Source organism: Moorena producens PAL-8-15-08-1, assembly GCF_001767235.1.
Taxonomy (GTDB): Bacteria; Cyanobacteriota; Cyanobacteriia; order Cyanobacteriales; family Coleofasciculaceae; genus Moorena; species Moorena producens_A.
This window is the reverse complement of record NZ_CP017599.1, coordinates 8,236,309-8,258,511: the sequence shown is the minus strand read 5'-3', so window position 1 is coordinate 8,258,511 and position 22,203 is coordinate 8,236,309. Positions and strand designations below refer to the sequence as shown.

The following is a 22,203-nucleotide window of genomic DNA, read 5'->3' as shown; positions in this document are numbered from 1 at the left end:
TTAACACTCCATGACTGACTTTTCTCGCTGGGTAACTCCACTGAATCACCGTGCTGTTGAACCCCTCTATGGCAATCAAAAGATTGAATACAAGGATTTTCCCTCTACCGTTGATTTAGTCGAGCCTTTAGTCCACACACTATTTCAGGAACCCTGGCAAGAGGTGCCGGTGCGGTGCGCCGCCACCTCTCAAATCTGTACCTCAGGCGATTGAAAATGGCTATATATGTTTCTAAGCAAGAAAATGTAGTATAGTATATAATCATTTATCGGTTCTAGTGGGGATCAGCCGCTAGAAGAAACGGGGAAAGTTGGGTGAAAATCCCACGCTGTACCGCAACTGTGAAGGAGACGTTATCGCTCTCAGTCAGGATGCCCGCCGATAAAAAGTCCATGTTCTGCAACATCTGCGAGGTACGGATGATGGTTAATCCAGTATTTTTTCAATTCAATTCTGAGGGAAGCTTTCCTGAAGCTCGGAAGCGATTGCGATTGTAACTGAATTTGAACAAGACATTTAAACTGAGTCCCTTGGATAGAGAGGTGATTGCCTGCATTTAAAAAAAAAGAGCAGCAGTTTTTAGATAGCGATGTCCTTCGGACAGGCTTCGCCAACGCAGTTAATTTGCAATCGGGTAATTGGTCTTGTTTCTGTATAGAATCAAACCCAAATTGCAGAGGTTTCCCTATAAACTGTGATTGCGACCTATCTCAGTTCACGACTCAGACTAATGAATCTTCATGATGCTGCATTGTGCAGCTAATGGTGTCGATTTTCGCTGCCTTGAATTCTACAAAGTGGTTAGGTTTTTAGAATTTTGCAACTTGAATTAAGGACATTTCAACCATGAGGGTTCAAACCGCAACTTTAGGTTATCTTCCCATTGGCAAAAAGCGGGAAGTGAAGAAGGCATTAGAAGCCTTTTGGAGAGGTAGTTACCTCGTTAAAAACCGGGTGGCAGCCGCCCGTTTATTACCTCAGGAAATTTCTTCTCAATCGGTTAGTTAACTGGCTGATCCCGCTTAAAAATTTTGACCAAAAATTCTGACCGAAATTCAACCCACAATCAAAACAAGAAATGCAATCCCTAAAAACACTTCAGAACATTACACTCACTGGAATTACTTGTCTGCTCAGCCTGGCTAGCGGAGAAGCACTGGCAGCGGATTTTTCTGGTTCTACCTTTGACCCTGGCAAGATTGATTCTGGAATTCCCGGATTTGTTGGTGACGATGGACTGGGCAATGTTACCCCGAATAATACAGTTAATCCTGTTTTTGTTGATTGGGCTAGCGGATACATCAACTACCTGCCTGCCGAGGGTGTTTTAGAACAGTGGCAAACTCCTGAACGAGCGCTGGGCGAGGTAACAGGGGCTTTTGACGGTATTGTATCGTTAGGAGAACTCACCGCAGAGCAAATTAATTCTGGTGTAAACCCTGGTGAGATTACATTAACCTTTGATCAAGCCATTCGTAATGGAGATGGGGCAGATTTTGCTGTATTTGAGAATGGGTTCGGTTTTGCGGATACGGGTTTGTTGTTTGCCGAACTCGCTCACGTTGAAGTGTCAACCGACGGGGTAAACTTCGTGCGCTTTCCCAGCATTTCCCGAACACCCAATCCCCTTGATCCGATTGGACAAATTGATCCGACTCAAGTGTATAACCTGGCGGGTAAGCACGTTAACAATGGGGTGGTGATCTCTGAGGATGAGTTTGTACAGACTTCTTGGGGAACCCCGTTTGATCTGGATGTGCTGAGCGCCATAGCCCAACCCGACTTGATTGATCTCAACAATATCAATTTTGTGCGAATTATTGATATTCCCGGTAATGGGGCGTTTACGGATGCAGAAGGGAATCCGATTTATGATCCCTGGCAAACCCCAATTCCTGGATCGGGTGGTTTTGATCTCGAAGCAGTTGGGGTCTTGAACACTCATGCTATTCCAGAACCCGGTACAGTCTTCGGACTTGTCATCTTCGCTCTGTCTGGGATTTGTCTAAATCGATCTCAACATCATTCACGCTCTCAACGGTAATTATCCCAGCACCAAGTGAGGTGAGGATATGACGTTTGGCTCTGAAGGCATTTTGAGCATTGGCCTTGCACAATCGTGACATGTCCTCACCTGAATACGTAGCGCTGTATTCCATCGGATAAATTGACTATTTTTGGTTGAATCCTGAAGGAAGTCTAAGCAATGACACTTAAACCTCAAGCAAACTGGCAGCAGGCATTTATTGAGAGTAATCTCCTGGTCCTTGGCCATAACGCTTGGGCAGGTTATCTCACAGGTGAAAAGGGCGTGGTGGTGTGTAGCCTGAACACCCCTCACCTGGGGATAACTGGAGAAACCTTTCAAACATACTATGTACCACGATCTCGTCTAGCCCCTTTTCTCAATGCCTGGCTATCCATTCCCGACACAGCAATTTTGCACAATCATCATGTGAATGCCCATATTCTCGAAGCCGTGGATTCCTACAATCCAACTACCGAATTGGTATTCCTGTTGGAATCGTCTAACCAGGTTACGTTTTTCTACCTGAAAAACCTGCCCATCACACCACCCCAATGTTATGAGCAAATTTGTAAAACCTGGGACGAGTTTCAGCCAGCCGTTTGTGCCTTGAAGCAGCAGGGGTGCAGTAACCCTGACGGGCGATCGCGAAGGGTATCTCGGAATAATCCCGTAGCGTCTCGGAACGAGAATTGACTAGCACAACTAATCCCAATGTATCACTGAATTGAGACCCATTATGCTCAAGTATTATCTGTATCATACTGGACAGATCTCTACATCGGTTCATCCCTTTGTAAAACGTGAATCTTCCCGGCAACTAAAACCACCGCATCTGCTCAGAAAAACTGACTTTGTTTTGATACCATACATCAAGAGCAGCAACCTGCGGGCAACCTATCAAATTCTCAATACCCTTGTCCCTTATGTTCTTTTATGGCTCTTGGCCGTGAAAGCAGCATCGATTTCGCTGTGGCTTCTACCCCCGATTATTGCGCTGCTAATTCTTTTCTCCCTGCGCTGTTTTTCATTGATGCATGATTGCGGACACTATTCTCTGTTTCGGTCAAAATCAATGAACCGAATCATGGGGTTTCTGCTGGGTGTGATCAACGCGATGCCCCAATATGCCTGGTCGAGAGATCATGCCTACCATCACAAAACCAATGGCGACTGGGAGCGATATCGGGGCGTTGCCGATTTCTTATCCACTGAGGAGTTTTCTAAGCTCGATCCGTTCAAGCAAAGACTGTATGAAGTCCTGCGACATCCATTGATGGCGATTCCAGGGGGTTTTTTCTATCTGGTCATCAAGCCCAGGTTAGTTTTAATCATGGGAGTTTATGATTTCATCCATCATGTATTCACGGATTTGAAGCAGGGTTCAGGGTTTAACTTAGGGCAAACCGTCTCTGCTCATCAGTCGAAACATTGGCAGTCCGTTGCTGAATTTTGGGATGTACTGTTTAACAACATTTGTGTGGTTGGTGGTTGGATTTTCCTGAGCCATTTATGGGGAGTTGGGCTGTTTTGGAGTATTTACTCCATTACACTCAGTTGTTCTGCAACGATTTTCATCTGGATCTTTTTTGTGCAGCATATTTTTGAGGGTGCGTATGCTCACAAAACAGCAGGCTGGAACTATGTTCTCGGTGCAGTTGAGGGCACCAGTTATTTAGAATTACCCGCCGTTCTCAGATGGTTTACGGCAGACATCGGCTATCACACTATTCATCATCTCTGCGAAAGAATTCCAAATTACCATCTTGCAGCTTGTTATCGTGAAAATAGCCATCTGCTCTCGGATGTAAAGACCCTGGGAATCAGAAATCTGCTGGAGTGCTCCCAATTCCTTCTGTGGGATGCTGCCTCAGACCGTTTGGTTTCGATTAAAGATATTGAAGATAGAAGTATTGAAAGTTGAGGTTTAATCTAAATGAATGTGTTAGTTGCTACGCTGGGAATTTTACTGGCACTCCTGATAGTCGGGATTACGCTTTATCTCCTTACAGCTCGTCGCTATCAGTCTTCTGATTCTGTCGCCAATTCCTATGACGATTGGACGAATGATGGCATTTTAGAGTTCTATTGGGGCGAACATATCCACCTGGGGCACTATGGCTCTCCGTCCCGCAAAAAGGATTTTCTCCAAGCCAAGTCGGATTTTGTGCATGAAATGGTGCGCTGGGGTGGCTTAGACAAGCTTTCTGCCGGTACTACGGTCTTAGATGTGGGCTGTGGCATTGGCGGCAGCAGTCGCATTCTGGCGCGGGACTGTGGTTTTGCCGTCACGGGAATCACCATCAGCCCTCAGCAAGTCAAACGTGCTCAAGAACTGACACCGCCTGGGGTGAATGCCCACTTTCAGGTCGATGATGCCCTGGCTCTTTCATTTCCCGATGCCAGTTTTGATGTGGTCTGGTCGATCGAGGTAGGCCCACATATAGCTGACAAGGCGCAGTTTGCCAGAGAGCTATTGCGCGTTCTGAAACCGGGTGGAATTCTGGTCATTGCCGACTGGAATCAGCGGGACGACCGACGCAAACCCCTGAACTGGTGGGAGCGTCCGGTGATGCGACAACTGCTCGATCAATGGTCTCACCCGGCCTTTTCCAGCATTGAAGGCTTTTCAGAACAGTTGGAGGCGACGGGGCTAGTCGCAGGCCAGGTGGCCACTGCTGATTGGACTCAGGAAACCCTCCCCGCCTGGCTGGATTCTATCTGGCAGGGCCTTGTCCGCCCAGGCGGATTACTTAAATTTGGTTTTGTCGGGTTTATCAAGTCCCTGCGGGAAGTGCCCACCTTCTTGCTGATGCGACTAGCCTTTGGGGCGGGATTGTGTCGCTTTGGCATGTTCCGGGCTGTGCGGGCCGCATCCCCAGGGGTGTCCGCCCAAAACATGGCTTCTGAGCAAAACAAAGATAATTTAGTGCGTTCATGAGTTGATTCACCTATGACTTAATCATCGTTGGGGGCGGTATCCCCGGCCTCAACGATTCAACCTTGCTCAAGTTGAACTCACTGATTGATTTCACTTCTATTCAAAATGATTCCAGCAACTTTATTCGTCTGTTCTCTTTGTCGATTTTCTGCGACAGAAAAAAGCCGAGGCGGTTTGTCAGGAGGCTAGCAACTGCTAAGAGATTTATATAAAAATCTTGCACTATTTACAAAAGTGTGTGAGATTTTAATTATGGTACTAGTCCCTTTCCGTAAGGCGGTCGAACTTACGGGATTATCGGGGAACACTTTGAGGAAGTATGCGGATAATGGCACAATCAGGTGCGAAAAAACCCCTGGAGGAACCAGACTCTTTGACACCGAAAGCTTGCTCAGGTTTGGTAGCTTCAAAAGAGGTGTGGATCCAGTTTGTCAGTTCAGCATTGGGTATTGTCGAGTCAGTACCCACAAGCAAAAAGACGACCTTGCCAGGCAAATCGCCTACCTCCACTCACTCTTCCCAGAAGCGGAAATCATCTTTGACATCGGGTCAGGACTCAACTACAAAAGGAAAGGTCTTAGAACCATATTGGAACGAATTGTGCGCGGAGATCAGCTCACAATTATTGTTACCTGTAGAGACAGACTCACCCGATTCGGGTTTGAACTCATTGAGTACTTGGTCGGTCTCAACGGTGGAAAAATCCTGGTTCTCGACCAACCTGAAAGTTGTCCCGAGTCCGAGCAAACCGCAGATCTTCTCTCCATCATTCACGTCTTTTCGCGGCCTGTCCACGGACTCAGAAAATACGGTAAGAAAATCGAAGAAGATAAGAGTGTTCCTAAACCCTGAACAGCGATCGCTTATTCGCAGATGGTTTGGGGTGTCCCGTTACGTATTCAACAAAACCGTCAAAATTCTTCAAAGCGGTGAAGTTAAGGCCAATTGGAAGGCCATCAAGACCAGCATACTAAACGACCTACCCAAGTGGTGTAAGTCAGTGCCTTATCAAATTAAATCCATAGCGATAAAGGATGCTTGCACCGCCGTACGGGAGGCAAAAAAGAAGTACAAAAAGACTTCGCAGATTAATCGAGTCCGATTTAGGTCTCGTAAAAACCCAAGACAGTCTTGTTACATACCAAAGTCGGCAGTATCTGAGAAAGGCGTCTATTATACCAAGCTAGGGGAGATATCCTATGCAGAGTCTCTTCCCAGCAATATTGGAGATTGCAGACTAACCAGCCACAATGGGGATTACTATTTGGTGGTCCCCCATGAAGCAACGAAAGAGAAAACCGATAACCAAGGGCGAGTAGTTGCTTGCTTACCCTGGAGTCAGAACCTTCCTCACCTTTTTTAGTGAGACTTCCGTCGGAAAGATTGGACATGGAGACTTTTCCCAAATCCAAAGACTGTGTCAGCACCTAGATAATCTACTGTCCAAAATTAGCAAAGCTAAACGTGGACAAAAACGCCGAATGAGGAAAGCTGCTCGCCGGATGATAATCAGGATTCAAAACTTGATAGATGAACTCCATCACAAAGCAGCCAGATTTCTTGTAGACAACTTTGATGTGATACTACTTCCTACTTTTGAGACATCTCAAATGTCAAAAAAAGGAAATAGAAAACTCAGATCTAAGACTGTCCGCAATATGCTCAACTTTGCTCATTATCGGTTCAAAGAATTCCTAAAGCATAAAGCCTTCTTAACCGGCAAGACAGTAGTAGATGTTTGTGAAGCTTATACCAGCAAAACGGTTAGCTGGACTGGCGAAATGGTGAACATTGGCGGAAGTAAAATAATCAAATCAAAAGTTGATGGTCGTGCAATGGACAGAGACATCAACGGCGCTCGTGGAATCTTTCTGCGAGCCTTGGGAGATACCCCCTGGCTGAGGAATCAGCTTGCATTAGTGAGCCAGAATCCGCTTTTGGCAGATTCTGGTAGCTAAAAAGTATCGGCCAATACTTTATCAACCAACTCCAAACTGAACTAGCTGTCCGAAATTTACAAGATACCGTTCATCTTCAGCCGGTTCGCTGTATGGCTGCCTGTAGTCGCCCTTGCAATGTGACTTTAGCTGCTCCTGACCGACTCACTTTTATTCTAAGTGGGCTATCAACGACTGAATCAGCGACAGAATTAGCAGAATTTTGTCAGCAATATACAACCTATCCAGGGGGTCGCGTTCCTTTCAAGGAACGTTCCGCTGTCATTCGAGCCGCTTCGGCTTTTATCCTGCCGGCCTTACCCGCACCAAACTAGGTATTGATTTACTTTCTAATCCATTCAAAATACAAACGTACCACTACGCTGTTGAATAGTTTTGTCAGTCAAGCAGGCATTCAGCTATCAGCTTATGGGCTATGGGCATACTATTTGAATAGGGTAAGTTACACTTAAAGCTCAGGCTGCATCAGCGATGCAGCCTGAGCTTTAAGCTAACGGCTGAATCCTGACATTTCAACTACGATCAGACAAACTGCAAATACGCTCTTTGCCAGAGTAAACATTAAACCGTTTTCCCCGCAGAAATCCCACTAGGGTAATCCCAAACTCTCTGGCTAGGGTTACCGCTAGACTGCTGGGAGCAGATACTGCGCAAACAATTGGTACCCTAGCCATCAGACATTTCTGTAGAATCTCAAAACTAGAGCGCCCACTTACCATCACAATGCGATCGCTTAAAGGCAGTTGATTAGTTAATAACGCTGAACCCACCAATTTATCCACAGCATTGTGACGTCCTACATCTTCTTGTAACGAGAGTAATTCTCCTTGGGAATTAAACAACCCAGCAGCATGGATTCCCCCAGTTGTGGAAAACACTGATTGAGCTGAACGCAGCTGTTCCGAGAGGCTGTAAATCACCTCAGTGCTGACTTCCATAGCATCAGACATCACTGGACACCCTCGCAACCGTAGTGCCTCAAGACTAGCTTTTCCACAAATTCCACAGGCGCTGGTGGTAAAAAAGTGGCGTTCCAGGGGCTGCAAATCTGGAGTAAGTTCCTGCCTCAGGGTCACATTCACAATGTTATAGCGCTGCTCACCATCTCGATTAGAATCCACACAGTAGCTAATCCGTTGAATATCATCCCGATCCTTTACAATTCCTTCACTGTAGAGGAACCCTGCTGCTAGTTCAAAATCTGCCCCTGGGGTGCGCATCGTCACCGCAACGGTTTTCTGGGGAGAGGTCAGGCGAATTTCCAAGGGTTCCTCTGTTGCCAGTTGATCTAAACGCGATCGCACTTGGCTGTTTTCCACTACCCAGACTTGGGATTTAGTTTTGCTGCGGTACTGATTCATAGTTGGTTGATAGCAGTTTTCAATACCTAATTGAGAACTGCTATATGACCTTATCGGTAGTTTAATCATTTTGCTAATCCTATCTAATACTATCTAATAGTGCTACAAATTTTTTAGGCATAGGATACCTGCTTCCCAATCTTTTGTATAGCAGTCGAAGTAACGGTTAAGAGTAAGCATTCAGATATCAGCCGTTGGCCTTGGCCTTTGGGTCACGACGCTACGGTAATGGCCACGCTACGGTCATGGCTAAGCTACTTGAGGTGCTTTGTTGCTAATCTCTGTTACGGAAAGCTGATGGGCTTTTACCCAGACTTTAAATTCGATATAATCTCAAAATATTCAATTATAATCAAACAGGTTTATTTTAATGATGATAGCTAACAACTGACGTTGAATACATAGTTATATTGGGGTGCATCTCAATGCATGCTGTTTGAACCTGTGGTGCGTTACGGGACGGACTGTCCCAATACTTACTGATAAAATCAGGGCGAGTCCGTCCCTAACGCACCCTACCCAACTGTTTTATTTCAGAAAAAAACTATGTCTTAAACTATCTTTTATTTGCTCTAATTAGTAATAGATACAAAATTAATATTACGTAATAGTTTGTCTGCTAAAGTTTATGGTAATGTGATCAAGTACCCAGATTTTTACCTTACTCAAAACTCATGCTGCGTCAACCCAAAAAAGGCTGGACTCCTTCCCACTGGGCAAACTGGAAACCATTCGGTATTGGTGAACAATACCCGAACAATTATTGGGAAGTCTTCAGAGCAGCTTGGGAAAACCGAGACCAGTTATCCTATGCTTGGGATATCTTAAATCACGGAGTGTGCGACGGTTGCGCCCTTGGCACTACTGGTATGAAAGACTGGACTCTTGATGGTGTCCATGTCTGTAATGTCAGGCTGCGGATGTTGCGGATGAATACCATGGCAGCATTTGACCCCGAAATTTTAGCAGATGTCTCCCAGCTTCAGAAGAAAAAAAGTATCCAACTACGGGATTTGGGACGGCTTCCTTACCCCATGATGCGGCAACAAGGTGAGAAAGGATTCCGTCGAATTAGCTGGGATAAAGCACTGGAATTAATCAGCAATTCCCTAAGGAATAGTTTCCCTTCATCTATTGACACCAGCACCAACCGATTCAGCGTTTATCTAACCAGTAGAGGTACAGTAAATGAAACCTACTACGCTGCCCAAAAAGCAGTGCGAGCGATAGGGACTAATAATATAGATAATGCTGCTCGCATCTGCCATTCTCCCAGTACTGCTGGACTTAAAGGGGGATTAGGGGTAGCAGCTACTACTTGTTCTTATAAAGATTGGATTGGTACAGATTTATTAGTATTCATTGGCTCTAACGTTGCTAACAATCAGCCAGTTACAGTTAAATATCTCCACTGGGCTAAGAAGGCTGGTACCAAAATCGTGGTAATTAACACTTACCAAGAACCAGGTATGGAACGCTATTGGGTGCCTTCGATTCCCGAAAGTGCCTTATTTGGTACTAAATTTGCCGAAGACTTCTTTTTAATCAACATGGGTGGGGATATGGCATTCCTAAATGGCACCCTCAAGGAAATGATTGCCAACAATTGGGTAGACTTATCCTTCATCAAAAATCATACGACTAATTTTGAGCAATTAAAAGCAACCCTAGCTAACCAATCCTGGCAAGAACTAGAACAGCTTTCCGGTACTTCCCGTCAACAGATGTACGCCTTTGCCAAGATGCTAGCTGAAGCTGATAAAGCTGTGTTTGTCTGGAGCATGGGTATTACCCAGCATAAGTGTGGCGAAGATAATGTGCGAGCCATCATTAACCTAGCCTTAGCCAAAGGGTTTGTTGGTCGAGAAGGCTGTGGGTTAATGCCGATTCGGGGGCACTCTGGGGTGCAAGGAGGAGCAGAAATGGGATGCTATGCCACGGTTTTTCCTGGTGGCAAGCCCATTACTCCAGAAAATGCTGCTAAGCTCAGCCAACAATGGCAGTTTGAAGTTCCCACCACCAAAGGATTAACAGCAGCGGAAATGATTGATGCTGCCCATTCAGGGGAGTTGGATATAGTGTTTTCCGTCGGAGGCAATTTCCTGGAAGTGTTGCCAGAACCGGATTATATCAAAGAGGCACTACAGCGAATCCCTCTGAGAGTCCATATGGATATTGTCCTCTCCAGTCAAATGTTAGTAGAACCTGGAGAAACCGTAGTCTTGTTACCCGCCACGACTCGCTACGAAATCCCAGGGGGAGTAACTGAAACCAGTACCGAGAGAAGGGTGATTTTCAGTCCAGAAATTCCTGGCCCTCGGATTGGGGAAGCCCGTCCGGAGTGGGAAGTCTTTATGGAACTAGCACGGCGAGTGCGTCCCGATTTGGCAGATAAATTACACTTTGATAGCACAGCCGCGATTCGGGCAGAAATTGCCCAGGTTATCCCCCAGTATGCTGGTATCCAACATCTGAAGGAAGCCGGTGATCAATTCCAGTATGGCGGTTCCCATCTTTGCTTTGGCTGGAATTTCCCCACACCGGATAGTTTAGCCCATTTTTCCCCTTTATCTCCACCGAAGCGAGAACTGCCAGACGGTCATTTCCTAGTAGCCACCAGGCGAGGTAAACAATTTAACAGCATGGTGCAAGAACAGAAAGATGCCATTACTGGGGCAAAGCGAAAGGCCGTGCTGATGAGTCGGGTGGATGCTAAAAAACTGGGATTAAACCATGGCGATGCTGTAATTCTGAGGAATCAACAGGGTCAATTCCAAGGACACATCCATATCGCACCGATTACACCAGGAAATTTACAGGTACATTGGCCTGAGGGAAATGTGCTATTGGATAAACGCAAGCGATCGCCTGAAGTGGATATTCCAGACTACAATGCTTTGGTTCGACTGGAAAAAGTTTAAGGATTAGAGCTTGTTTAACTTGTCTAAACGTAAGCATATGCTTAGTAATTGGTAATTAGTAAGTTACAAGTTACAAGTTACAAGTTACAAGTTACAAGTTACAAGTTATCAAGTTTTATAAGGATCCGTGTAGGAAATGTGAAAATTTTTGTTCCCTACTCCCTACTCCCTACTCCCTACTCCCTCAAAGATGAGATTAAGCATCGTTAGTCAGCAACATATCGCCATCCTTGAGGTTCATATTCCCGTTGAATTCGCACCATCCAGCTACCTTGGGGAAGGTCAATTGGCTTATGCTCTTCGTGAGTTAAGGTTGCTGTTTCTGAGAGAACTTGTAGATAAAGAATGCCCTTTTTTTCGTATAACTTAGCAACACCGTCACTGATGCGATGGGAATGTCCAGTTACCTCCCCTTCTGCTAGGGTTAGGTGAGGTAACTGTTGTCCATTTATTTGCTCTACAGGAAGTAAAATAACGTCGCCTTGTCGAATAGGTTGCATAGGTTCTTTGATTAATTGTTAGCTTAATTAATGGTTAGTTTGATTAATTGTTATCGATGGGTTGGGAAAGGTCAGAAGATTTCTTTTGTCCATCACTATAGCATTTCTCCTAGTAATTATGTACAGTCAATTAGCTGATTCCTACTCCTAATGGCCTAGTCCCAATTGCCTAGTCCTAATTACATACTCCTAATTTCCTACTACCAATTCCCTACCACTTAATCCCTAAAACCCAGGAATTTGTACCTCATAAGTATGACAAAAAAATCGTTTTATAAACGAGTTGTGAACATCAATAAACGAAAAATACCCAAAATCATTGTTATTGTGGGCATCCTGCTTCCGTGAGATTTCACAACCTATATGGACATGTCTATAGACAATCAAACCTGAAAAATGGTCAATTACCAATTAACGATTACTAATTAACGATTACCAATTACCAAGTAACGATTAACAATTAACCTGCATATAATTCAGCGGCTTTCGCATCTTATGTTTGAAAGGTAGGCACTTGTTAGGATTTCAGCAATCGAGTCCTGCTGTTCATGAATTGATCAAATCCTGACTGGATAAGGGGTGTGGAATTTAGATGGGTTTGCCCTGGCATACAATTAAGTTTTGTAAAAATTATTAAATAAACTTGAGATAACTTAATAATTTGTTACAATATAAGCTATTCATGATTTATAATAAAACTAATATGACACGCCAGCAATTGAAATCGAACCTGCCAACAAAAATTTGCCCTGTTTGTCAACGTTCCTTTACATGGCGCAAAAAATGGCAAGATTGTTGGGAGGAAGTCAAATATTGCTCAGAGCGCTGTCGCAGAAGGAAATCTGGTGTGAAGCAGGGATGAGGGATCAAGGATAACCAGGGCTAGTTCCAAAGGTTTCTTCAGAGAAGTTTTCGTGTTTTGTATATTTTCATACTTGACATACCAGGTTCTCATAATTCACACTAAATGTTTTAATCCTTAATCTTTTCTTCATTTTTGTGTATGTTTGTGAAGACGGTGTGTCCCAAAGTCATTATCCACGGTGGTGCTGGTAGTTCTATAAAAGGCAAAGGAGGGGCTGATGCGATTCGCAAGTCCCTCCACTCAATTATTGAGGAGATTTATGCCTTGTTAGTGAACGGTAGTAGTGCGACTGATGCTGTTGTCCGAGGCTGCCAACTGTTAGAAGATGACCCGCGCTTTAATGCTGGCACCGGTTCGGTGTTGCAATCAGATGGGCAAATCCGGATGAGTGCGTCCCTGATGGAAGGTCAATCTCAGCGCTTCAGCGGTGTGATTAATGTGTCGCGAGTGCAGCATCCGATTCAGCTGGCAGAAGCGTTGCAAGGCTCCGATGACCGCGTGCTGTCAGACTATGGAGCAGCAGAATTGTTACGAGACCTGCAACTCCCGGTTTACAATCCTATGACGCAGCTGCGCTTACAAGAGTGGCTCAAAGAAAGGCAGGCCAATTTTAGCCATAAGATGGCGGGAGTGATTGCTGAGGACGAATTGGTAACCAGCTCTGAAGCTCGACGGGGAACCATTGGTGTGGTTGTACTAGATAGCCGGGGTCATCTGGCAGCAGGAACCTCTACTGGTGGTAAGGGTTTTGAACGGATTGGTCGCGTCAGTGACTCGGCAATGCCAGCAGGAAATTACGCTACTGGTGATGCAGCAGTGAGCTGCACCGGTATCGGGGAAGACATTATGGAAGAGTGTCTAGCAGCACGGATTGTGGTGCGAGTCACTGATGGTTCATCCCTGGTGAATGCCATGGAGCGTTCATTTAAGGAAGCTCGGAAGAATCAGCGAGATTTTGCCGCTATCGCTCTAGATGCTAATGGTGCGATCGCATGGGGCAAAACTAGCGAAGTTCTGCTAGCGGCTTATCATAGTGGCGAAAAGATTGTGGATACGTTGAATATGACTAAGGATGTGGAATTTTTGTCGATTTAAGGGTATCTGAGAAATTACCGATACAGGAGGCTGAAATCCTTAGTAGATAGTCATTAGTCTTTGGTGACTTAAATTTACTCTGATCGTAGTTGCTAATGACTAATGACCAATTTCCATAGAGCATCAATCCCACTACCAACATACTCTGAGGCTTGGTGCAGCTCAATCCATTGTGCAAGAGCATTGGACACATAACTAGATGGTTTACCTAACTCAGCCAAGGTTTCAGCTGCTGAGGCCCGTACACCAGACTCTTCATCTTTGAGGCACCCCAGCAAGGCAGTGATCACAACTTGTGAAGAATTACCCAACTGGCTTAAGGCATTAATAGTGGCACAACGTACATCAGAATCTTGATCCTCTAGCTGTGGTAGTAGGGCACTGACCACTGTTTCAGAAAGGTTTCCAAACTGACCATTACCTAACTGACCTAAAGCAGTAGCAGCGGCACAACGGAGATCAGAATCTTTATCCTTGAGGGATGTGATTAAAGCACTGACTACGGTTTCACTACGCTGCTCTAATTTACCCAAGACCGAAGCACTCAAGCAGCGAACACGAGAATTTTGATCGTTTAGCCTTGTCAATAACGCACTCACAACGGTTTTACCAGGCTGCTTCAATTTGCCCAATGCCCAGATACTGGAGTAACGAACACGAGAATTTTTATCGTTTAACCGCATCAACAAGCTATTCACGACTAGCTCAGAAACCTGACCCAATTCACCTAATGCTAAAGCTGCTTCAGAACGAACCGTAGCATCGTCATCTTTTAGCCAGCTCAGCAATGTATTTACTAAGCTTTCTGAAGTATTGTCTAATCTAGCAATAGTACTTAGTGATGAGTTCTGAGTATTTTTTGGAAGACTAGTGTTATCTAGAGTAGTGAGATAATAGTCAGGAGAGTCTAATTTATTTAATCTATCACTAGTTAATCTATCACTAGTTAATATCTCACTGACCTGGTGACGCACGGTATCATTCTTATCCTGTAGCCCTGCCAAAAAGGTTTTGAGGACTGTCGGGTTTTGCCCTAATTGGTTTTGCCCTAACTGGTTTTGCTCTAACTTGACTTGGGTTTCCTGGGATTGTGTATCTTTCTGAGAGTTTGCTCTATCTTTCAATAGTTGTACAAGGTCAAGTTTAATCTCAGTCTGATTCAAGTCAGAAAGGGTTTGAAAGACTTGCTGATGAATTTGGTAACCAACTCGCCGTGAATCACTGGCTGCTAGGGTAACTAATGCTGCTAAAATTTCTTGGAGTAGGGAATTATCTGCTATTTTCAAGGGTTGAGGATTTTCGGTAAGGCAAGTGGCAGCAAATAATAAATCCCGATGTAACCAAGACTCATACTCACTGCCATGATTTAAAATTTCCTGAATTGCTTTAGCGGCTTTTTTGGGTTTAAGCTGAGCAATTAGTAGCAGCAAGACGTCTTGCCAGTAAGAGTCATGAAGATAGTCTTGGATATGAGTCAGGATAATATCAAAATCCCCTTCATTATCGGCTTGATAGATAATTTCTTGAGCACACAGATAGTCTTGAAATATCTTATGGATAAAGGCGTAACCATCCAGACCTTGTTGTGTTAAAATGCCAGTGCGATGCTCCTTTGGAGCCGCTACGCGAACGCTAATTAAATTAACCAACCGTTTTGCCTCTGCCTTGGCCTCGTCTAACTGAATCTGTTTCAGGGTATTAATTTCTATAGCAAGCCAAGCGATTAGTTCATCTCGGTTAATTAATATCCTACCTTCTTTCTCTTTTTTACCTTTTTCTTTTTTACTATTATGGGTATGCATCCAATAGCCGAGACGTTCCATCAATCGTCTACAATCATTCAATCCCAGATATTTCAGCTTGTGATTATTACTAATATCTGGACTAATATCTGGTTGATTATCCCAGGAGGTTAATAACATATCTACTGCCTGGTCATAAAGCTGATAGCGTTCCAAAGGCAATCGGAAATGATAGCGGTGAATTAAAGTAATAATCGTCAACAATAGGGGATGTCTTGCCAGTTTTCTAATCTGTTCATGCTCAGATAGTAGGTTGCTTAGGCTTTCTTTAAGTCGTTGTGCTTCTGCTTTGTCTTGAATTTGACTATAGTACCAGCGCTGAATAAATTCTTCAATTTTACTGTCATCAAATAACTGAAGTTGATAGTGGTAAAATTTTTCGTTCCATAAAAACTCCCCGGGGAAATTTGAGTTAGGGTAATTAGAATTATCGCAGGTGATAATTACCCAATTGTTAGGACATTGCTGGATAAAATCCTTAATTTGCCCTACGACTTGCTCACCTTTGGCTGGTTCTGTGACTTGATCAAGCCCATCGAGCAAAATCACTGTCCGTCCATCTTCCAGCCAATGTTCAAAGAAACCTTTAGGCAGGGATTTCACCAATAGGTTTTTTTCAGCAAACTGCCGTGCATACTCTAGAATACTGATATTTGAATACTCGGCCCAATCCCGCATATCAATTAAAATCGGCAGCCAGTCAAGATCTGGCGCTAACCCAATAGCTTCTGGTTGCTTCTGGGCTAACATTACAGCAACATAATTCATTAAGGTGGTTTTACCTGAAGCAGGCGCACCCAGTAGTATCACGTTACGGGATTTAGCAGAGGTAGCCTGCCAGGTTTTTACCCGTAATAAATATTGGGCAAGAGTTTTTTTTACTGTTTGCGTACGCAATGGTTGCCATGACTGATCGGGTAAGGCTACCTGAGGGTGAAAAGCCCGCGACTCTAACGGTCGCTGACTACTGGGAGGATGTAACACTTCTACCTCAGGCATGACAAAAATTTGGTCAAGCTTAAGGGAATGGTTTTCATGGTGGGTCGCTACCAACATCCCAGCAAACTTAACATGATCAATCTTGTTGGAAATTTGCTGTAAATAGTTTTCCTTAGTTAGTTGAAATTGTAAATAACTGCGGGTTTTATCAGTATAAGTCTTGACAAAGGTTTCCATCCAGGGAAGGATAAAACTATCTTGTGGTTGAGTGGGGGCATGGTTTAAGGCTACCTGCTTAAATTTTTCCACAAGTAAAGAGGTTAACGGTATTTTGTTCTCCTCTTGGAGGGGTTTGTGTAATTCCTCCTGTACTTCCCTATCTTGGAAAAAGTCTTCCAGAAAAAGCGCGATCGCATCAGGAGCGGAGTAATAGAAAAGGCGCTGCTCTGGTGCCAAGGGTTCTTCTCGCACTAGGGCAGCTTTTAGTGCTTCCTCTAGTGCTTTTTGGATATCGGCAGGAGTTAGCCTAGTTTTAATTTTTATCCCTAAAATAGGGGCAACAGATTTAGCAACAACAGAAGCAATTTCCCAGGTCATAGGGCTAGATTAATTTCTATCAATAAATATTATCGCAGTGATTAGTCATAAGCTTGTTGCTACTTACTTCTGTTACCCCTATTGCTCCTCTTGAAACACCCAATTTAGCTCATTTGCGAACAACCTGATCAACTTACAGCCATCCGATACTTTTTAGCTGTTGGAATCTTCTGTGGTCTTTAATCGCCAACCGGGTTTAACGACCTGATTTCTACTACGAGCAATCACCAAGCTATCGTTTGGGACATCCTTGGTAACCACAGAACCAGCTGCCACAGTGACATCCTCTCCTAAGGTTAGTGGTGCCACCAGCACACTATTCGAGCCAGTCTTAGTGCGATCGCCTATCTGGGTTTTATGCTTTTTAACACCATCGTAATTGGCAGTAATGGTACCTGCGCCAATATTCACTCGGGACCCTAGGGTAGCATCTCCCAAATAAGATAGATGAGAGGCATTAGTGCGATCGCCTATCTGAGTATTTTTCAGTTCCACAAAATTTCCGATACGGCAGGATTCTCCTACTTGGGCATTACCCCGAAGATGGGAATACGGACCAATACGGGTGCCATCTTGAACCACAGAATCACTGACCACTGAATATAGCACGGTCACCTTGTCACCCAACTGGCTATTTTCAATCAGACTCCCTGGGCCAATCCTGCTACCAGTACCAATCACCGTCTTACCCCGCAAATGAGTTTGGGGCTCAATGATGACATCAGGTTGCAATTGGACAGTCTCATCAATGGTGATACTGTTTGGGTTAATTAATGTCACCCCTGCCTTCATCCAGCCATCCTTAATCCGCTCTTGCAAAATCTGCTCAGCCATGGCCAGCTGTTTACGGTCATTAATCCCGAGAATTTCGTGGTAATCTTCCACATCCACTGCCATGACTGGATTAACCATGGTAACCGTATCCGTTAGGTAATACTCATTTTGGTCATTATCCGCAGAGAGTTTTGGTAAGACCAAAGCCAATTGAGACCAGTTGAAGCAATAGACACCAGCATTGATGCGGTGATTTTGCTTTTGAGCATCAGTACAATCCCGGTGTTCCACAATCTGTTGCAGCTGATTGTTACTATCACAGAAAACCCGTCCATAGCCCGTGGGATTGGGCAAATGGGCAGTTAGGATCGTAGCGCCATTGTTATGGGCTTGATGGCTTTCTAATAGTTGTTTAATGGTGTCGGGACGCAACAAGGGAACATCACCATTTAAGACCAGTAAGTCTCCGGTATCGTCTGCCAAGTGGGGCAACAGTTGCTGGACGGCATGACCAGTACCCAATTGCTCTTTCTGTTCAACGAATTCTACATTGGTGTAGGCGCTCAGACTTTCTTTTACCCGTTCACTCTGATAGCCACAAATCACCATCACTCGCGAGGGGTTAATAGAAACACAACTGTTGAGCACTCGCTCCACTAGAGTTTGTGAACCCAAACGGTGACAGACTTTGGGCAGGTCAGATTTCATGCGAGTTCCGCGTCCTGCCGCTAGAATTGCTACTGCAACCATAGATTAGCTTTTTGCTTCCATCTTTGCATCCCTATCATACTCACACTTGACCTCAGTTTGATGTCATAAATTGGCAGTTTTTTTAAAGATGCACGAGAGAGAATTAAGACTTCAGGAGAAGAATGATAAATATATTGGGAGAATAAATAGGATTATTCCGGATTAAACTGTTATTAATTACTAATTAAGTCAAAAATTACGTTATTCTGACTATAGGAGGGGAGTAGGGAACAGGGAACAGGGAACAGGGAACAGGGAACAGGTTTAAGGGAGTAGCGACTGCATCCCTTAAACCTGTCTTGCCTATTGCCTATTGCCTATTGCCTATTGCCTATTGCCTATTGCCTATTGCCTATTGCCTATTGCCTATTGCCTATTGCCTATTGCCTATTGCCTATTGCCTTTTGCCTTAAAAAGTGGTGCGTTACGGGGCTACTGGGTACGAAGTTGAATATGATGGCAATCCCACCCCTAACGCACCCTACGCACCCTACGCACCCTACTCCCTACTCCCTGTTCCCTATTCCCTATTCCCTATTCCCTTTGCTCTCTCAACCAACGCTTTTTCCAATGGGAGGTTGGTTCAAGTAACGAGTTTTTCTGCTCTAGGCGGCGTCGGTGTAAAATGTCTGAGGCTGAGTCAGATAAATTAGGGTCTCGGTAAGGTACAGCGGCACGAGTTTGCAAATGTTCTTGCTCTCGGATTGATAAGCTAGGTAAATCAGTTTCAGTAAAGCTAGCTATAGTACCGGGTTGCCGATTTCCGACTTCAATGGTGGAACCAATCGTAAACCCAGCTGTGATCAGAGCAATTCTAACTGCTGCGGCACAAGAGTAGGTGGCAATTATACCAGAGTATGAGCAACATTGGGCTAAGTGTTGAATAAATTCTAGAGTCCATAATTGAGGACAGTTGGGTGGGGAAAAGGGGTCAAGAAAGATAGCATCGGCTTGGAAGTTAGCTTGTTGCACCTGTTGGATAGTTTTTCTGGCATCACCGAGATAGAGTTGAGCTTGGAATTGCGCGGTTTCAACCAGTCCAGTAGTTGCCAGAGCCTCTAATAGTTGGGGGATAGGATTGGGAAAGAGATTCAGCCAACCCTGAGCGATCGCAGCTTTTGGTACGGTAGAGTCTAACTCTAGGGCAACCAGTTGGACATGGCAGTGGGGATTGTGTTTCCAAATTTCCGCTAGGGCAGCAGCTGTGTTGTAACCTAGACCATAACAGATATCCAACAACCGTAGCACTGGCTGTTTGGCTTTTTGGGCTAGTTGGCAAGGTTTAACAAACTTCACCTGGGCTTCTTCTATGGCACCTTGTCGGCTGTGATAGGATTCACCAATTTCTGAACAAAAGAAGGTGAATGAGCCATCAGCAGTGATTTCCGGTGTGAATACCTTGTGATCGGGCATTAGGGAGTAGGGAGTAGGGAGTAGGGAGTAGGGGTAACAGGGAACAGTTAATGTAGGGTGGGCAGTGCATCAGACAGATTCACCAAGCTGGTTATAGGGTTACTCGGCACTGCCCACCATCTGCCCACCATTGAAGATGTAGGGTGGGCAGTGCATCAAACAGATTCACCAAGCTGACCAATCGGGTTAGTAGGCACTGCCCACCATAGAAGGTTATTCGGTTGAAGGTGATGGGGTTTAAGGTTATTTGCCCAAGATGGAACATGTAACCTGCTAACTTTCAACCCTTCTAGGGGAAGAGTTGATCCTTGAATTTATAATATTGAACAAAAATGCGACGCATTCCCCCACCTCGTCCAGGTGGGGGTTAAGGAGCAAGTCAATCAATCGTCGTAACCTTGGTTTTCTATATATTGCTTTAGAACCGAAAGGGGGGCTCCTCCACAAGAAACAGCACTAAATCCCCTTTTCCAGAAGACTGGCTTCCAGTAATAGGGAGCCAATTCTTTTGCGTATCTTTTTCTAATCTCTCTACTGGTCACTGTCTTAAGGGTGTTGCAAAGCTTGGAAATTGATACCTTAGGGGCTAAATCAATTAGGAGATGGATATGATCATTTGTCCCCAAGTCCGCCTTGGCATCCTCAAGGATGCAGTTATTTTTCTCGCAGATGCTTTTTGCCAAGTCTAAGATGTCCTCTTCTATGTCCCCAGTAATTACTGGATGGCGGTACTTAGTGACAAACACTATGTGAATCTTGATTAACGAAACAGTGTGAGCGAAAGAGCGAAAGGCGGTTGACATTTTGTGATACTATAGGTTAATATAGTGACATATTAGCAATTCCGTTGAGATTGTGAAAACACCAACTCAGATCATTCGCACCGACAAATGGAGGCTTAACGCAACTAGTGAGCAGCGTCTGCTGTTCACTGAGACGGTTAAAGTCTATCGTCGTGCTTGCAGATACTTGGTTGGTATTATTTACACTCACTGGAGTAAATTCGGGAACTTAACGGCGGATCAGCTGACTCCTGCTGTCGAGAAACTAATGCATCAGACAGCTAAGCGTCCCAGTGTCAAGTATCCTCAGTTCAACAAAGCTTTTTATAAATTTCCCAGCTATTACCGTCGTTCTGCGCTCGCATTTGCGGCGGGTCAAGTTAGTAGTTTTGTGACCCGTTACCGAGAATGGCAAGCAGGCACTAGGAAACTACCTAATGCCAGTCCTCCGAAACTGAATGCTGACACTGGCTGTTACCCAGCTTTATATAAAGGCCAATGCTATAAACTACACCGATTCAATCAAGTCGAAATCAAAGTCTTTAACGGCTCTGACTGGGTCTGGACTACCGTTCAAATTACCGGATTAAGAGAGCGTCATCAGGTGGCAACCAATAAGATGTTGTCACCATCTTTGATATTTAATGAAAGAGCTTGCCATCTGTCAGTTCCGTTTAGTTGCAAGCCAGAAAAACGGAAACCAGAGGCTAATGTAACAGCGGTAGATCTCGGAATTAATACTACTGCAACGATATCGGTTGTAACCCACAGTGGCACTGTAATCCACCGAGATTTCATCCATCCGGGGAGAGACATAGACCGCAGGGACAAGCGACTGAAGTCTGTATCTATGCGTGCATCTAAAACCATGGGGAAGGGTGGCAGACTTCACAAGGGTTTTTGTTCTAAGACCTACCAAAAATGCCAAAGAATCAACAACCAAATCAGTCATGTAGTCTCTAGGCGAATTGTTGAGATTGCTGAAAAGTTTAACTCCGAAGCGATTGTGTTTGAGAACCTTAAGGCATGGAAGCCAAAAGGGGGACGAAAACGGTCTAACCTTCGGCAAAGATTTCACGGATGGCTCAAGGCAAAAATTCGCGATTTTACGCTTGAGAAATGGGCTGAGTTAGGAGGCAAAGTAATAGAGGTTGTTGCAGCATATACCTCAAAGCTTGCCTATGATGGTTCAGGCATTGTTAAACGTGACTCAGGAAATTATGCCCTAGCAACTTTCTCCTCAGGTAAGCAATTCAATGCCGACTTAAACGGTGCTTACAATATCGGCGCTAGAGGTGTGCTTAAACTCGTTCGCAGAAATGACAACGAGGGTCGTTTCAGCAAAAGCTCTGGACGACCGCCTAGAAGCTGGGCTTGTCTGTGTGATTTGTGGGCTGCGGCTAGCCCTAGATTAGCATAGGACACCCCCACCTCGGTTTACCAGGTGGGGGAAGCTTCATTGGCAAAATCCCCCAAGC

The 22,203-nt window shown here is 44.7% G+C and carries 22 protein-coding genes and 1 riboswitch; of the genes, 16 read left to right on the top strand and 6 right to left on the bottom strand.

What is annotated here, in order from left to right; all coding sequences use genetic code 11:
* The first annotated feature begins 10 nt into the window (after positions 1–10).
* From BJP34_RS30210 to BJP34_RS50595, 10 genes are all read left to right on the top strand, one after another.
* A complete protein-coding gene (locus tag BJP34_RS30210) occupies positions 11–214 on the top strand; it encodes a hypothetical protein (protein WP_070395537.1) in 204 nt (67 codons plus the stop codon).
* 39 nt (positions 215–253) lie between these two features.
* Positions 254–399: riboswitch (cobalamin riboswitch) on the top strand.
* A gap of 448 nt (positions 400–847) precedes the next feature.
* Positions 848–1,009: a hypothetical protein gene (locus tag BJP34_RS41330; protein WP_149031257.1), complete on the top strand. Its 162-nt coding sequence runs from the start codon at positions 848–850 to the stop codon at positions 1,007–1,009.
* A 70-nt stretch (positions 1,010–1,079) separates the two neighbouring features.
* Entirely contained in the window at positions 1,080–2,045 is a 966-nt protein-coding gene (locus BJP34_RS30205; protein ID WP_070395536.1) for a hypothetical protein, read from the top strand.
* 162 nt (positions 2,046–2,207) lie between these two features.
* The gene (locus tag BJP34_RS30200) at positions 2,208–2,723 is read left to right on the top strand and encodes a hypothetical protein (protein ID WP_070395535.1); all 516 of its coding nucleotides are present in this window, start codon (positions 2,208–2,210) and stop codon (positions 2,721–2,723) included.
* A gap of 43 nt (positions 2,724–2,766) precedes the next feature.
* Positions 2,767–3,951: a fatty acid desaturase gene (locus BJP34_RS30195; protein ID WP_083305422.1), complete on the top strand. Its 1,185-nt coding sequence runs from the start codon at positions 2,767–2,769 to the stop codon at positions 3,949–3,951.
* Between the two features lie 12 nt (positions 3,952–3,963).
* Positions 3,964–4,968 carry a methyltransferase domain-containing protein gene (locus BJP34_RS30190; protein ID WP_070395534.1) on the top strand — a complete coding sequence of 335 codons (1,005 nt, stop codon included), beginning with the start codon at positions 3,964–3,966 and terminating at the stop codon, positions 4,966–4,968.
* Positions 4,969–5,220: 252 nt separating this feature from the next.
* Positions 5,221–5,820: an IS607 family transposase gene (locus tag BJP34_RS30185; protein ID WP_149031256.1), complete on the top strand. Its 600-nt coding sequence runs from the start codon at positions 5,221–5,223 to the stop codon at positions 5,818–5,820.
* Positions 5,804–6,331 carry a helix-turn-helix domain-containing protein gene (locus tag BJP34_RS48015; protein WP_229424098.1) on the top strand — a complete coding sequence of 176 codons (528 nt, stop codon included), beginning with the start codon at positions 5,804–5,806 and terminating at the stop codon, positions 6,329–6,331. The genes BJP34_RS30185 and BJP34_RS48015 overlap by 17 nt, the downstream gene beginning before the upstream one ends.
* Positions 6,288–6,926 (top strand): zinc ribbon domain-containing protein, encoded by a 639-nt coding sequence (locus tag BJP34_RS48010; protein ID WP_229424097.1) that lies wholly within the window; start codon positions 6,288–6,290, stop codon positions 6,924–6,926. Before BJP34_RS48015 ends, BJP34_RS48010 begins: the two co-directional genes overlap by 44 nt.
* Before the next feature lie 5 nt (positions 6,927–6,931).
* Complete coding sequence (locus BJP34_RS50595) at positions 6,932–7,240, top strand: DUF1636 domain-containing protein (RefSeq protein WP_083305421.1); 309 nt, start codon at positions 6,932–6,934, stop codon at positions 7,238–7,240.
* Positions 7,241–7,438: 198 nt separating this feature from the next.
* Here the strand turns inward: BJP34_RS50595 and fdhD are convergent, their stop codons facing one another.
* Entirely contained in the window at positions 7,439–8,287 is an 849-nt protein-coding gene (gene fdhD / locus BJP34_RS30170) for a formate dehydrogenase accessory sulfurtransferase FdhD (RefSeq protein ID WP_070396952.1), read from the bottom strand.
* Positions 8,288–8,961: 674 nt separating this feature from the next.
* Between fdhD and BJP34_RS30165 the strand changes: the two genes are divergently transcribed.
* Both BJP34_RS30165 and BJP34_RS44825 read left to right on the top strand, forming a co-directional pair.
* The gene (locus BJP34_RS30165; RefSeq protein ID WP_070395532.1) at positions 8,962–11,208 is read left to right on the top strand and encodes an FdhF/YdeP family oxidoreductase; all 2,247 of its coding nucleotides are present in this window, start codon (positions 8,962–8,964) and stop codon (positions 11,206–11,208) included.
* 48 nt (positions 11,209–11,256) lie between these two features.
* Positions 11,257–11,418, top strand: a complete 162-nt coding sequence (locus tag BJP34_RS44825) for a hypothetical protein (RefSeq protein WP_158517549.1) — start codon at positions 11,257–11,259, stop codon at positions 11,416–11,418.
* Here the strand turns inward: BJP34_RS44825 and BJP34_RS30160 are convergent.
* Positions 11,415–11,708 (bottom strand): hypothetical protein, encoded by a 294-nt coding sequence (locus BJP34_RS30160; protein WP_070395531.1) that lies wholly within the window; start codon positions 11,706–11,708, stop codon positions 11,415–11,417. The two genes, BJP34_RS44825 and BJP34_RS30160, sit on opposite strands and share 4 nt — an antisense overlap.
* Before the next feature lie 703 nt (positions 11,709–12,411).
* Between BJP34_RS30160 and BJP34_RS37780 the strand changes: the two genes are divergently transcribed.
* A complete protein-coding gene (locus tag BJP34_RS37780; RefSeq protein ID WP_083305674.1) occupies positions 12,412–12,570 on the top strand; it encodes a DUF2256 domain-containing protein in 159 nt (52 codons plus the stop codon).
* Between the two features lie 141 nt (positions 12,571–12,711).
* Complete coding sequence (locus tag BJP34_RS30155; protein WP_070395530.1) at positions 12,712–13,668, top strand: isoaspartyl peptidase/L-asparaginase; 957 nt, start codon at positions 12,712–12,714, stop codon at positions 13,666–13,668.
* Positions 13,669–13,760: 92 nt separating this feature from the next.
* On the opposite strand, the gene BJP34_RS30150 is transcribed toward BJP34_RS30155, so the two are convergent.
* Both BJP34_RS30150 and glmU read right to left on the bottom strand, forming a co-directional pair.
* Positions 13,761–17,006, bottom strand: a complete 3,246-nt coding sequence (locus tag BJP34_RS30150) for an NACHT domain-containing protein (RefSeq protein WP_070395529.1) — start codon at positions 17,004–17,006, stop codon at positions 13,761–13,763.
* Positions 17,007–17,159: 153 nt separating this feature from the next.
* Positions 17,160–18,530: a bifunctional UDP-N-acetylglucosamine diphosphorylase/glucosamine-1-phosphate N-acetyltransferase GlmU gene (gene glmU / locus BJP34_RS30145; protein WP_070395528.1), complete on the bottom strand. Its 1,371-nt coding sequence runs from the start codon at positions 18,528–18,530 to the stop codon at positions 17,160–17,162.
* Between the two features lie 306 nt (positions 18,531–18,836).
* Between glmU and BJP34_RS44820 the strand changes: the two genes are divergently transcribed.
* Complete coding sequence (locus BJP34_RS44820) at positions 18,837–19,121, top strand: hypothetical protein (RefSeq protein ID WP_158517548.1); 285 nt, start codon at positions 18,837–18,839, stop codon at positions 19,119–19,121.
* Here BJP34_RS44820 and BJP34_RS30140 read toward each other — a convergent pair.
* On the bottom strand, positions 19,065–19,943 hold the full coding sequence (locus tag BJP34_RS30140) for a tRNA (5-methylaminomethyl-2-thiouridine)(34)-methyltransferase MnmD (protein WP_070395527.1): 879 nt from the start codon (positions 19,941–19,943) through the stop codon (positions 19,065–19,067). The genes BJP34_RS44820 and BJP34_RS30140 overlap by 57 nt on opposite strands.
* Before the next feature lie 383 nt (positions 19,944–20,326).
* On the bottom strand, positions 20,327–20,746 hold the full coding sequence (gene tnpA, locus BJP34_RS30135) for an IS200/IS605 family transposase (protein WP_070390947.1): 420 nt from the start codon (positions 20,744–20,746) through the stop codon (positions 20,327–20,329).
* 52 nt (positions 20,747–20,798) lie between these two features.
* Between tnpA and BJP34_RS30130 the strand changes: the two genes are divergently transcribed.
* Complete coding sequence (locus tag BJP34_RS30130; RefSeq protein ID WP_070390948.1) at positions 20,799–22,145, top strand: IS200/IS605 family accessory protein TnpB-related protein; 1,347 nt, start codon at positions 20,799–20,801, stop codon at positions 22,143–22,145.
* The last annotated feature ends 58 nt before the right edge of the window (positions 22,146–22,203 follow it).

What these genes read in the sequence shown, in the direction of transcription:
- BJP34_RS41330 (WP_149031257.1), top strand. Translation starts at nt 848, where the DNA reads ATGAGGGTTCAAACCGCAACTTTAGGTTATCTTCCCATTGGCAAAAAG.
- BJP34_RS30200 (WP_070395535.1), top strand. Translation starts at nt 2,208, where the DNA reads ATGACACTTAAACCTCAAGCAAACTGGCAGCAGGCATTTATTGAGAGT.
- BJP34_RS30210 (WP_070395537.1), top strand. Translation starts at nt 11, where the DNA reads ATGACTGACTTTTCTCGCTGGGTAACTCCACTGAATCACCGTGCTGTT.
- BJP34_RS30140 (WP_070395527.1), bottom strand. Translation starts at nt 19,943, where the DNA reads ATGCCCGATCACAAGGTATTCACACCGGAAATCACTGCTGATGGCTCA.
- BJP34_RS30185 (WP_149031256.1), top strand. Translation starts at nt 5,221, where the DNA reads ATGGTACTAGTCCCTTTCCGTAAGGCGGTCGAACTTACGGGATTATCG.
- tnpA (WP_070390947.1), bottom strand. Translation starts at nt 20,746, where the DNA reads ATGTCAACCGCCTTTCGCTCTTTCGCTCACACTGTTTCGTTAATCAAG.
- fdhD (WP_070396952.1), bottom strand. Translation starts at nt 8,287, where the DNA reads ATGAATCAGTACCGCAGCAAAACTAAATCCCAAGTCTGGGTAGTGGAA.
- BJP34_RS30160 (WP_070395531.1), bottom strand. Translation starts at nt 11,708, where the DNA reads ATGCAACCTATTCGACAAGGCGACGTTATTTTACTTCCTGTAGAGCAA.
- BJP34_RS37780 (WP_083305674.1), top strand. Translation starts at nt 12,412, where the DNA reads ATGACACGCCAGCAATTGAAATCGAACCTGCCAACAAAAATTTGCCCT.
- BJP34_RS30165 (WP_070395532.1), top strand. Translation starts at nt 8,962, where the DNA reads ATGCTGCGTCAACCCAAAAAAGGCTGGACTCCTTCCCACTGGGCAAAC.
- BJP34_RS30150 (WP_070395529.1), bottom strand. Translation starts at nt 17,006, where the DNA reads ATGACCTGGGAAATTGCTTCTGTTGTTGCTAAATCTGTTGCCCCTATT.
- BJP34_RS30195 (WP_083305422.1), top strand. Translation starts at nt 2,767, where the DNA reads ATGCTCAAGTATTATCTGTATCATACTGGACAGATCTCTACATCGGTT.
- BJP34_RS30205 (WP_070395536.1), top strand. Translation starts at nt 1,080, where the DNA reads ATGCAATCCCTAAAAACACTTCAGAACATTACACTCACTGGAATTACT.
- glmU (WP_070395528.1), bottom strand. Translation starts at nt 18,530, where the DNA reads ATGGTTGCAGTAGCAATTCTAGCGGCAGGACGCGGAACTCGCATGAAA.
- BJP34_RS30190 (WP_070395534.1), top strand. Translation starts at nt 3,964, where the DNA reads ATGAATGTGTTAGTTGCTACGCTGGGAATTTTACTGGCACTCCTGATA.
- BJP34_RS30155 (WP_070395530.1), top strand. Translation starts at nt 12,712, where the DNA reads ATGTTTGTGAAGACGGTGTGTCCCAAAGTCATTATCCACGGTGGTGCT.